Origin of the sequence: Streptococcus sp. HMSC072C09, from assembly GCF_001813105.1 — a bacterium.
Taxonomy (GTDB): domain Bacteria; phylum Bacillota; class Bacilli; order Lactobacillales; family Streptococcaceae; genus Streptococcus.
The window spans coordinates 1-11,759 of the sequence record NZ_KV811489.1; the positions used below are offsets into that span (position 1 = coordinate 1).

Annotated in this window: 10 protein-coding genes; 5 read left to right on the forward strand and 5 right to left on the reverse strand. The window is 41.3% G+C overall.

The genetic code is table 11. The annotated features are described in order from the left end of the window. On the reverse strand, window positions 1-1,048 hold a 1,048-nt coding region (locus HMPREF2893_RS03280), incomplete at its 3' end, for a collagen binding domain-containing protein (RefSeq protein ID WP_261674173.1). 315 nt (window positions 1,049-1,363) lie between these two features. Further along, window positions 1,364-2,713: a glutathione-disulfide reductase gene (gorA, locus tag HMPREF2893_RS03285; protein WP_070674283.1), complete on the reverse strand. Its 1,350-nt coding sequence runs from the start codon at window positions 2,711-2,713 to the stop codon at window positions 1,364-1,366. Window positions 2,714-2,892: 179 nt separating this feature from the next. On the opposite strand from gorA, the gene HMPREF2893_RS03290 reads away from it, so the two are divergent. The 4 genes from HMPREF2893_RS03290 to lysS all read left to right on the forward strand — a co-directional run bounded on the left by HMPREF2893_RS03290 (window position 2,893) and on the right by lysS (window position 7,827). Beyond that, a complete protein-coding gene (locus HMPREF2893_RS03290; RefSeq protein WP_070674286.1) occupies window positions 2,893-4,050 on the forward strand; it encodes an efflux RND transporter periplasmic adaptor subunit in 1,158 nt (385 codons plus the stop codon). Further along, a complete protein-coding gene (locus tag HMPREF2893_RS03295) occupies window positions 4,034-4,729 on the forward strand; it encodes an ABC transporter ATP-binding protein (protein ID WP_003002759.1) in 696 nt (231 codons plus the stop codon). Before HMPREF2893_RS03290 ends, HMPREF2893_RS03295 begins: the two co-directional genes overlap by 17 nt. Then, the gene (locus HMPREF2893_RS03300; protein ID WP_070674290.1) at window positions 4,729-6,066 is read left to right on the forward strand and encodes an ABC transporter permease; all 1,338 of its coding nucleotides are present in this window, start codon (window positions 4,729-4,731) and stop codon (window positions 6,064-6,066) included. The genes HMPREF2893_RS03295 and HMPREF2893_RS03300 overlap by 1 nt, the downstream gene beginning before the upstream one ends. 270 nt (window positions 6,067-6,336) lie before the next feature. Next, window positions 6,337-7,827, forward strand: coding sequence for a lysine--tRNA ligase (gene lysS, locus HMPREF2893_RS03305; protein WP_070674293.1), 1,491 nt, complete (start codon window positions 6,337-6,339; stop codon window positions 7,825-7,827). 302 nt (window positions 7,828-8,129) lie between these two features. Here lysS and HMPREF2893_RS03310 read toward each other — a convergent pair whose 3' ends face one another. From HMPREF2893_RS03310 to HMPREF2893_RS03320, 3 genes are all read right to left on the reverse strand, one after another. Then, window positions 8,130-8,762: a histidine phosphatase family protein gene (locus HMPREF2893_RS03310; RefSeq protein WP_070674296.1), complete on the reverse strand. Its 633-nt coding sequence runs from the start codon at window positions 8,760-8,762 to the stop codon at window positions 8,130-8,132. A gap of 14 nt (window positions 8,763-8,776) precedes the next feature. Further along, a complete protein-coding gene (locus HMPREF2893_RS03315; RefSeq protein WP_070674299.1) occupies window positions 8,777-9,250 on the reverse strand; it encodes an aminoacyl-tRNA deacylase in 474 nt (157 codons plus the stop codon). A gap of 140 nt (window positions 9,251-9,390) precedes the next feature. Then, window positions 9,391-10,266 (reverse strand): GH25 family lysozyme, encoded by an 876-nt coding sequence (locus tag HMPREF2893_RS03320; RefSeq protein ID WP_070674302.1) that lies wholly within the window; start codon window positions 10,264-10,266, stop codon window positions 9,391-9,393. A 249-nt stretch (window positions 10,267-10,515) separates the two neighbouring features. Here HMPREF2893_RS03320 and ftsW point away from each other — a divergent pair, with 249 nt between their 5' ends. Further along, the gene (gene ftsW, locus HMPREF2893_RS03325) at window positions 10,516-11,757 is read left to right on the forward strand and encodes a cell division peptidoglycan polymerase FtsW (RefSeq protein ID WP_045759674.1); all 1,242 of its coding nucleotides are present in this window, start codon (window positions 10,516-10,518) and stop codon (window positions 11,755-11,757) included. Window positions 11,758-11,759 lie beyond the last annotated feature (2 nt).

The window sequence follows — 11,759 nt, forward strand, 5'->3', positions numbered from 1 at the left end:
TAGTGGTTGTAGTAGTCGGCTCTTGAGTCGTAGTTGTAGTAGTGGTTGTTGTAGTGGTTGATGTCATATCGCCATCCACTCCACCGTTTGCATTAATATTTGCAACAGATGCATTTACTTCCTTGGCAACAACGGCTTGCTCACCTTTAACGTGATACCAGACCTTAGTATTGTTTAAGAAATTCTTTTGATTTTCATTCTCTACTTTAGTCTGGTAAAAGATCAGGACACCAGTCTTATTAATTTCACTTTGAGGAATAGTAACCGTAATTTTTCCTGCTGCATCAATTGTGAAAGTTGCTCCAGGAAAGGCTGCTAAGAAATCATCGATAGCAGTTGAGCCACCGTAATATCCTGGTTTGTTACCTGTAGTAGTAATACTAAAACTATCTTTTACAAGTGAATGACCACCTTGGATGTCATCTTCAACACGAACATCACCATCTACATCTAAGTTCATTGCATTAATGGTTAGTGTCCAAAGAATATGTTCAGGATCATTCGCGTGCATATCACCCGCTTTGAGATAGAATGGAGCGCTGTTAACACCAGTAGCCATTTTCTTAACGTTTAATTCTACTTTTCTAGCTCCACTAATAATAGTGAATTTTCCAACATGCTCCTTATCGGTTGCTGTATCGTTATGACCCTCAATCTCAAACTCACCCCAACCGCGAATGTTTTGAAGGTTTTTGATAGCTTCATTGAAAGTAACTGTCGCAGATCCATCTGTAATGACCATGTCTCCAACGTAAGTTCCGTCAATACTTAGTGGAATAGTCTTTTTAAATCCTACCCCAAAGACTGTTCCAGAACTAGTCCAATTAACTTTTAATGTATCCCCCGGTTGAATCTTTTGTGCATGCTCATCAAATGTAAACTTAACAGTTGTTTGTCCACCATCTGTGATTTCTTCTGATGAAACAGTAAGTGAGCTAATATTGTTGCTGACATCGCCAGCTTTTACCATATCAGATTGCGACAATACGATGAATAATAATGGTAAAAATACAATAAAGAAGACTTTGGCAAGTCTACTTAGATTCATTTTTTTCATTTTCTTCTCCCATTTTTCTCCAATATTTACATCAATTTGTATGTTGTTGCCAAAAACTTACAAAATTGAGAAATTTTTATAGGTGTCTTTTAAGACGACATTAATAAAAGTGCACCCCCCACTCGTCTATTTTCAAAAAAGACATCTACAAAGTGAATTATATCACAAATTAGTAAGATTTTAACAATAAAAATATTTTATCTATGAAATTTTAAGGATTTTATAAAAATCAGATAAATGAAAAAGGACTATTGTTTGTTAAAATAGTCCTTTTAGCTTAAAGTGGAACAACTTCAAGCTTATGTTTTATCTCATTGTCACAAATTCTTCGGATCCGGTTGGGTGAATGGCGACGGTTGCGTCGAAATCAGCTTTTGTCGCTCCCATCTTGATAGCAACTGCAAATCCTTGGATCATTTCATCGACTCCGTAGCCAAGACCATGAAGGCCAACGACCCTTTCTTCGGGACCAGCAGTGATGAGTTTGAATTTTGCTTGCTGGCGGTGTTGGGTTACAGCAGTGTACATGGAAGCAAATTGAGAAGTATAGACTTTGATATGCTCTTTTCCATAAGTTTGCTGGGCTTCTTCCTCCGTTAGGCCAACGGTTCCGATAGCGGGGTGAGAAAAGACAACAGTCGGGATATTTGTATAATCCATTTTGGCATTGACTTTTCCATTGAATAGTCGTTCAGAAAGAGTGCGTCCAGCTTTAATAGCGACAGGGGTTAATTCTTTTTCTCCTGTGACATCCCCAAGAGCATAGATTCCTGGAATAACTGTATTCTGGTACTCGTCCACTGCAATGAATCCTTTTTCATTTAAGGTGACACCTGCAGCTTCTAGATTGAGGTCCTGGACGTTTGGTTTTCGTCCTGTTGCCCAGATAACATGATCTGCCACGTGGCTAGTCATATCCTCAAAATAAATCTTCACACGACCGTCTTCTAATTTTTCAAGCTTCATGGGAACCTTATGTTTGTGAAGCGGAAGGTTTTGTTTTTCCATTTCTTCCATTAAGCCATCGACAATGTAGGAATCAAAACTACGTAAAACCCGATCTCTTCGGATGAAGAGGTCTGTTTGGACTCCTAAATGGTGGAGCACACCAGCTAGTTCCACCGCGATGTAGCCAGCCCCGATAATGGCAACAGATGTAGGGAGTTCTTCCCAAGCAAAGACATCATCAGAAGTTTCGCCAAATTCAGCTCCAGGAACAGAAGGGATAAAAGGATGGGCACCGGTCGCAATCACGATATGCTTAGCCTTAATGGTTTCTCCATTTACCTCAACCGTATGAGCATCCACAAAACGGGCACGTCCTTCAATTCGTTCAACTCCATTTCGCTTGAAACTGCCATCATAGGAATTACGGGAACGATCAATATAGGCTTCGCGATTTTTTCTTAAGGTTGCAAAATCAAATCTTGTTTGTTCAGAAGTAAATCCATAGTCTGGTCCATAATCGCGAATAGCTTCTGCAATTTGTGCACCATACCACATAATCTTTTTAGGCACACATCCTCTGTTGACACAGGTGCCACCCAATTGTTTTTCTTCAATGACAGCAGCGCGCGCTCCGTGCTCCCCAGCCCGGTTCATGGTAGCGATTCCTCCACTACCTCCACCGATTGAAATAATATCAAATTCTTTCATGTTTTCCTCCTAAATGGGATTTCAGTTTGATTGTAATATCAACTGTTACAAAAGTCAAGGGTTTAGCATGTTACCAAGCATTTAAATTTCATTTTGCCGTGTCAATTTTAGATAGAAAAGTAAGGAAATATGGTATACTATGGTATAGAATAAAACGCTTTCTTTGATGGAGAAAAACGATGAAGAAATTGAAAAAATGGCAACTTTTTGCAGCTGCAGGTGCAGCTATTGCGGTGATTGGAACAGGAAGTGTGATGGTGTTTTCGCACCCAACTACACCTGATCAGGCAATCACGAAAGAAACTCCAATGGTGCAAACGGTCAAGGATGGATCGATCGCTTCTTCAGTCTTGTTAACTGGGAAAGTCACTGCCAACCAGGAACAGTATGTCTATTTTGATGGAACCAAAGGGGATTTGCAGTCGATTTTGGTCAATGTAGGAGATCAAGTGACGGCCGGTCAGCCAATTGTTCAGTATAGCAGTACAGAGGCCCAAACCGCTTATGATGCAGCCGTTCGTGCTGTCAATAAGGCAGATCGTCAGTTAAATGACTTACTGACAAATGGTGTGACCATTGATACGACAGGCGATGAAGAAGCAGATGCCAAATCAGCTTCGCAGACCCAGCGAACAGTCGATTCTCAAGCTAGCGATTTACGAGATGCTAAGTCGGATGCAGTCGATAATATGAACAAGGCTAAGGCTCTTCTGGATGCGACAACAGTTAGGAGTAATACAGATGGTACCGTGGTCGAAGTCAATAAAGATGTTTCAAAATCGACTACAGGGACCAACCAAACTCTGGTTCACATTGTGAGCAACGGGAATTTACAAGTCAAAGGGGAATTGTCTGAATACAATTTGGCCAATATCTCTGAAGGTCAGGAAGTGGTCCTCACTTCCAAGGTTTATCCGGATAAAACCTGGACAGGAAAGATTTCTTATGTAGCCAACTATCCGACCGACGCGGGTCAAGCAGGCACCAATGCAGCAGGTGGAACACAAGGAAGCGGTGGAGCCAAGTACCCATTCACAGTGGATATTACCAGTGAGATTGGGGAACTCAAACAAGGCTTTTCTGTCAATATTGAAGTCAAAAGTTCTACTCAACATCCCCTTGTTCCCGTGACAAGTGTCATGGCTGATGGGGATACGAGTTATGTATGGACGGTCGAAAATGGCAAGGCTAAGAAAGTAAAAGTGACGCTTGGTAACGCCGATGCTGAAAATCAGGAAATCTTGTCAGGCTTGAAGAAAGATGCTCAAGTTATTGTGAATCCTAATGAGAAACTGGAAGATGGAAAAGAGATCGGAAAATATGACAAAATTGATTGAACTAAAAGGAATCAATAAAACCTATAAAAACGGGGACCAGGAACTTCGTGTCTTAAAAGACATCGATTTAGAAGTCGAAGAGGGAGAATTTGTGGCCATTATGGGTCCATCTGGCTCAGGGAAATCGACCTTGATGAACGTCATTGGCTTGTTGGACCGCCCGACCAGTGGAGAGTATTTTCTAGAAGGTCAGGAGGTTGGAAATCTCAGTGAGAAAAAATTAGCACGTGTTCGAAATGAACAGATCGGTTTTGTCTTTCAACAATTCTTTCTTCTCTCTAAGCTCAATGCCTTTCAAAATGTGGAACTGCCTCTCATTTATGCAGGAGTTCATCCTGCTAAACGGAAAGAATTAGCTGAGCAGTACCTTGAAAAGGTAGAGCTCCATTCTCGCATGCACCATTTGCCTTCGGAACTCTCTGGAGGTCAAAAACAGCGGGTAGCGATCGCTCGAGCTCTCGTCAATCAGCCAGCCATTGTCTTAGCAGATGAGCCGACTGGTGCCCTAGATACCAAGACGGGAGAGCAAATAATGGACTTGTTGACCAAGCTAAACCAAGAAGGAAAAACCATTATCATGGTTACACACGAGCCAGAAATTGCAGCCTTTGCGCATCGTCGCATCGTCATTCGTGACGGAGTGATCTCCTCAGATAGCAAGCTGGAAAGGGGGACCTAATGCAAAATTGGAAATTTGCGATCAGCTCGATTATGAGCCATAAATTACGGTCTTTCTTGACCATGGTGGGGATCATTATTGGGGTTGCTTCTGTTGTTGTCATCATGGCACTGGGAGATGGTATGAAGGCTGGTGTTACCAAGACCTTCACCAAGGACCAAGAGTATGTACAAATCTCTTATTCTCCCAACAAGAGTGGCTATGTGACTGGGATCAATATTGGCCCTTCTGATGATACAGGAGAAGGCGGAGGCGAAAGTGGCCCTGCAGCTGAAGACCGAGGGATGACTGCTCCATCGGATATTGATGGGGAAAACGCTGAAGATGTTGATGGTCAAGTTCAAGAAGCACCACCAGTTGTGCAAGAATCTTGGGTCAAGGAATTAACCAAGATTCAAGGAATCGATGGCTATTATGTAGGCAATACCTCCAATGCAACTATTGCTTTTCAAAAGAAAAAAGCAGACGGAGTGAACATTCAAGGGGTAAATGAGACCTATTTTTCTGTCAAAAAGGTTGAGCTCTTATCTGGACGAAAATTAACCCCTTCAGACTATAGTAATTTCTCCCGGGTGGTGCTCCTTGATGAAGGATTGGCCCAACAATTATTTGGAACGGAGAATCCACTGAATCAGGTGGTCTCTGTTGGAGACAACAATTATCGCGTCGTTGGTATTTTCAAGGATCCAAATGCAGGAACAGCTCTTTACGGAGCTTCCTCAGGTGGAAGTGCCTTGATGGCCAATACCCAGCTGGCATCTGAATTCGGAACCGATGAAATTCAAAATATTGTCGTCCATGTACCGGATGTGAAACAGATCAAAACCGTTGGGATCGAAGCTGCTCAAAAGTTAACAGAACTTTCAGGTGTTCGCCAGGGAGAATTTCAAATCTTTAATTTGGATAGCATCCTAGAGGAAACCAATAAAGTAGTAGGAATTATGACGTCAGTGATCGGTGCCATTGCAGGGATTTCCCTTTTGGTTGGCGGGATTGGAGTCATGAATATCATGTTGGTTTCTGTGACAGAGCGGACGAGAGAAATTGGACTTCGCAAAGCATTGGGAGCAACCCGAGGTAAGATTTTGGTTCAATTTTTGATTGAGTCGATGGTCTTGACCATCATTGGTGGACTGATTGGACTTGGCCTTGCTTATGGTGTGAATAGCTTGATTACTACACTCGCAGCAGCCTCCCTAGAAGGACCGCCGATTATTTCCTTAAATGTCGCTATCGGCAGTATTATTTTCTCTGCTTTTGTAGGCATCATCTTTGGAATTTTACCAGCAAATAAGGCTTCTAAGTTAAATCCGATCGAAGCACTGCGTTATGAATAAAAAAATAGGAGCGGGTCAGGATGAATGGATCAAGATTCTCCACGCTCCTTTTTGATGCTGTTGTGGAATAGCTTGTCGAAACCTTTTCAATCATCTCGCCCTGTACAGGTTAAACAGTTTAAGCAGTCAACGACAGTTTTCAGATATTATTTGAGTATAGCTTCGAGAGGTTACATTTTACCTAGCCTTATTTTTGTTTAATTGGTAAATATTAGTGAATTTCTGGCCTAAATATGATAGAATAGGGGAGAATAACTTAGGAGGTTCCAAATGACTACTGAACATATGGAAGAATTGAATGACCAGCAGATTGTCCGTCGTGAGAAAATGGCGGCCCTTCGTGAACAAGGAATCGATCCATTTGGGAAGCGATTCGAACGTACTGCAAATTCAGGTCAATTAAAAGAAAAATATTCAGAATTAGATAAAGAACAACTCCACGAATTGAACGAAACAGCAATTATTGCCGGTCGTCTCGTAACCAAACGTGGAAAAGGAAAGGTTGGCTTTGCCCATCTTCAAGACCGTGAAGGTCAAATTCAGATCTACGTTCGTAAGGACGCTGTTGGAGAAGAAAACTACGAGATCTTCAAAAAAGCAGACCTTGGTGATTTCCTTGGTGTTGAAGGGGAAATCATGCGTACAGACATGGGTGAACTTTCGATTAAAGCCACTCATATCACTCACTTGTCAAAAGCCCTTCGTCCTTTGCCTGAAAAATTCCACGGACTTTCAGATGTTGAAACCATCTATCGTAAACGTTATTTGGATTTGATTTCAAACCGTGAAAGCTTCGAACGCTTTGTAACTCGCTCAAAAATTATCTCTGAAATCCGTCGTTATTTAGATGGTCAAGGATTCCTTGAAGTGGAAACACCAGTGCTTCACAATGAAGCTGGTGGAGCATCTGCGCGTCCATTTATCACTCACCACAATGCGCAAAACATTGACATGGTGCTTCGTATCGCGACTGAGCTTCACTTGAAACGTTTGATTGTTGGTGGGATGGAACGCGTTTACGAAATCGGACGGATCTTCCGTAACGAAGGAATGGATGCCACTCACAATCCTGAATTTACTTCGATCGAAGTCTATCAAGCTTACGCTGACTTCCACGATATCATGGACTTAACAGAAGGCATTATCCAACATGCTGCGAAAGCGGTCCATGGTGATGGTCCAATCGACTACCAAGGAACAGAGATCAAAATCAATGAACCATTCAAACGGGTTCACATGGTTGATGCGATCAAAGAAATCACAGGTGTTGACTTCTGGCAAGACATGACCTTTGAAGAAGCTGTAGCACTGGCAAACGAAAAACACGTACCGGTTGAAAAACACTACACAGAAGTGGGACAAATTATCAATGCCTTCTTCGAAGAATTCGTTGAAGAAACCTTGACACAACCAACTTTTGTTTACGGTCACCCAGTAGCAGTATCTCCATTGGCTAAGAAAAATCCAGAAGACCCACGCTTCACTGACCGTTTCGAACTCTTCATCATGACCAAAGAGTATGCGAATGCCTTCACGGAATTGAATGATCCGATCGATCAATTGCAACGGTTTGAAGCGCAAGCGCGCGCGAAAGAATTGGGAGATGACGAAGCTACAGGCATCGACTATGACTATGTTGAAGCCCTCGAATATGGTATGCCACCAACAGGTGGTCTTGGAATTGGTATTGACCGTCTCGTTATGTTGTTGACCAATGTAACAACAATTCGCGACGTCCTTCTCTTCCCAACTATGAAATAAGCTAAAAGAAAACACTGATCTGATGATCAGTGTTTTTGAATGTATACAGACTATTGTTTTACATAAGACAACTAGATGATTTTCAAAAAATATCTACTATTTTTTTGTTATTTAAGAAGATTAAAAACTTTCCGCAGTGAGAAAAGTTCCTGAAACTAAATTGTTTCAGGAACTCGGGAGTTTTGGAGCCTTAGGTCCAAAACTAAGTCATGGAACTTCTTCGAAGTTCGCTGACGTCCGCATTCACCTAAGGAAAGTTTCTAAGTGAACTTTGCCTCTATTCTAAAACAATTATCTTGCAATCAGTGTTTTTTAGTCTCTAAATAAGAGGTATCATTCCAAGTTTCTAAGTAAAAGTGCTCAAAATCATCTGTTGTCAAAATGGTCACACTAGCATTGTTGAGGCCACCGTTTTTACGGAGTTCCTCTGGCTTATAGCCAAGTAGGCTCCGAATAGAAGCGGTTAAATTAGCCCCATGGCCAACGATTAGAATGGCCTCGCCAGACTGGTCTTTTAAACTTTTGATAAAATTTCCGGTCCGTTGGGTGGTTTCTTCAACGGATTCTGCTCCGAAAATATCGTGGTGAAACTTAGCTAAATTATGACGAAAGGCCTTCATTTCCTCCGGATAGAGAGCCTTCAACTCCACAATTTTTCTACCTTCTAACCTACCAAGCCGCCATTCCCGTAGAGCAGGAGTCTTTTGGAGGGAGATAGGATGTTGATTTTGCTCGAGAATGATTTGAGCAGTATGGACGGCTCTAGGCAAGTCACTTGAATAAGCTGCATCAAAGTATGTTTGAGATAAATGCTGGCCCAAGGCTTTTAACTGCTGGACGGAAGATTCTAAAAGCGGAGAGTCACCATTTGCCCCTTGGATACGTCCCTCCTCATTCCACTCAGTACGTCCGTGACGGACAAAATATAATTTCATATTGGTTTTATCCTTTACTCGACTAAGTCTTCGAAGCTAGCCTTGACAAAATCAGCTAAATCTTGCGCCTTGATTTGAATACTGTGACCAACTTCACCTGCAGAGACAATCATCTGATCTAGATCAAGGGCCGACTGGTCAATAAAAATAGGGTAGTTGTGTTTTTGTCGAATGCCAACAGGATTATTGGCTCCGTGGACATAGCCCGTCGTCTTTTCTAAGTCTTTTTGCGGAATCATACTAACTTTTTTATTGCCAGAGAGTTTGGCCAATTTTTTTTCTGACAAGTGGGCAGAGATGGGAATAATCCCGATGACAGGACCAGTTTTATCGCCTGTTAGAGCCAGTGTCTTAAAGATTTGATCGGTCGTAATCCCATCTGGAATGATTCCTTCAAGGGCGTTGATTTGTAAGCCTATGTGCTCAATTTTTGCTTTTGTTAAGATCTGCTCGACCAAGGTTTTTTTCACTTTATTTTTTTTTGCCATGGCTTTCTCCTTTTCTCTTTTTCTCTACAAAACCAGATTTCATTAGACCATTATAACATATAATAGTGGCAATATTGCCTTCTCCTGAAAAATAGAAAACAGCAGAAAAAGTGAAAGCCACTTGATCTGCTGTTTTAAGGCTATGAGGAAGAGTTATCTTTTTGTACCTTGAAAAGTTTCCGATAAATCGCTTCTTGGTCTTGCGTCGGAGCAATTTGGTTGAGATCCAAGTAGTGTGAGAATCCATTTAATTGCCCTTGAGAGGTATATTGATGCAAGTCGTATTCCGTGTTAGTATCTGGCGCGGCATTATAGTAGCCATCATCAAATCCATAAGTAGGAATCCAAAGAGCCGTAAATTTATCAGTGGAGATACTATGTTCTTCCATGAAGTAAGTTCCGATATAGAGTCCAATATTTTTTGCACCCAAAGCTTGTAGTTTTGCTCGGAAAGCTTCAACGCCTGCATTCATATCCTTCATGGTTTTTTCCTCAACGTCTAACCAATAGTAGGTCGGTTTGTAAGGAGAAGCAGCCTTGTAAAATTCCTCTGCTTCTTTTTCCATTTCTTTTTTATCCTTAGCAGCGACATAAGCATAGACTGCGACAGGGATATTTCGTTTTTGGAATTCTTGGATATGGGTTTTAAAAGATTTATCCAGACCATTTAAGTAGGTTGCTGCATTTTCCTTTTTAGCTTGAGCCCCACTATGGACACGTACGATTACACCTCCCACATTTTGGGAAAGGACATCGTAATCAATTTCACTAGGCAATTGCCAGCCTGAGATATCAATGATCGGACGGCCAACCAGTTCTGGATTGATGTCTTCTTCTTTTTGAGAAGAAGAGCTTGCAGTGGTTGTTTTTTTAGGTGTATTGGAGTTCGGAATCGTTTGGGTTGTTTCTTGTCGCTCTCTGGCTTGCAGATCGGCAATCGTTCGTGAAAGAACGAGAAAAGAAATGAAACCGATAAAAAAGACCAAGAGAACAACGGGTTTTATCCTTTTTCTCATACAGAAACATTTTACCGTAAAAAAAACGAAAAGGCAAAACTTAATGCTTAAAAGATGCTGATTTCAGCCATTATTTTCAAAAAAAAAGGAATCTTTTCATCGAAAAAGGATAAAAATATATGAAAATAAGAAGAATGATTAGAATATTTCTTGAAAATAGGGAAGAAGCCGAATCTTTTCTGGCCTTTCCTTGGTTTTGCTTCTTAAAAATGATATAATGAAGGTTGAACATTAGGAATATGGTGAATTATGAAAATTGAAAAAAGACATCTTTTAAATTATTCCATCCTCATTCCCTATTTGATTTTATCCATCATTGGCTTGATTGTTGTCTATTCGACAACAAGTGCCTTGGCAATTCAAAGTGGAGTGAGTTCGATTCGGATGGTACGGACACAGGGACTCTTTTTTATCCTTAGTCTCCTAACCATCGCCCTGATTTATAAATTTAGCTTAGATTTCCTTCGAAATAAAAAAGTACTGGCTGTTGTCATTTTTGCTGAAGTGATTTTGTTGATTTTGTCTAGGTTTATCACAGATACGGTCAATGGGGCTCACGGTTGGTTGACGATTCCTGGAGGGTTTAGTATCCAGCCGGCTGAATACCTCAAGGTGATCTTAGTCTGGTATCTAGCCTTGATCTTTTCTAAACGACAAGACGAGATACGCGATTATGATTATCAAGCCTTGACCCACAATGAATGGATTCCAAGGAATTTAAACGATTGGCGTTGGCTGACCTTGATTCTGATTGGAATCGTTGTGATTATGCCGGACTTGGGAAATGCGACGATCTTGGCCTTAACGGTCTTGATCATGATTACGGCTAGTGGAGTGGGCTACCGTTGGTTTACCTCTTTACTTGGTTTAGTTGTTGGAGCATCCACCATTGTCCTTGGTTCAATATGGATCATCGGTGTGGACCGTGTCGCTAAAATTCCTGTCTTTGGTTATGTAGCCAAACGTTTTAGTGCCTTCTTTAACCCTTTTAATGACTTGTCTGGCGCAGGTCACCAATTAGCTAATTCTTACTATGCCATGAGTAACGGTGGTTGGTTTGGCTTGGGGCTAGGAAATTCCATTGAAAAACAAGGTTACTTACCAGAAGCGCACACAGACTTTGTGTTTGCGATTGTGATTGAAGAATTAGGGTTTGTTGGAGCTAGCTTGATCCTTGCTCTCTTATTCTTCTTGATTCTTCGGATCATTTTAGTCGGTATTCGAGCAAAGAATCCTTTTAATTCGATGATGGCCATTGGGATCGGTGGGATGATCTTAGTGCAAACCTTCATTAACATCGGAGGAATTTCTGGTTTGATTCCGTCTACAGGAGTGACCTTCCCCTTCTTATCCCAAGGGGGAAATAGCTTATGGGTCTTATCCGTAGCGATTGCTTTCGTTTTGAATATCGACGCTAGTGAAAAACGGGCCAAGATGGAACAAGAAGGCATGGTTTTTGAAGAAAAAGGTAAAATCAAACCTTATTATTAAAA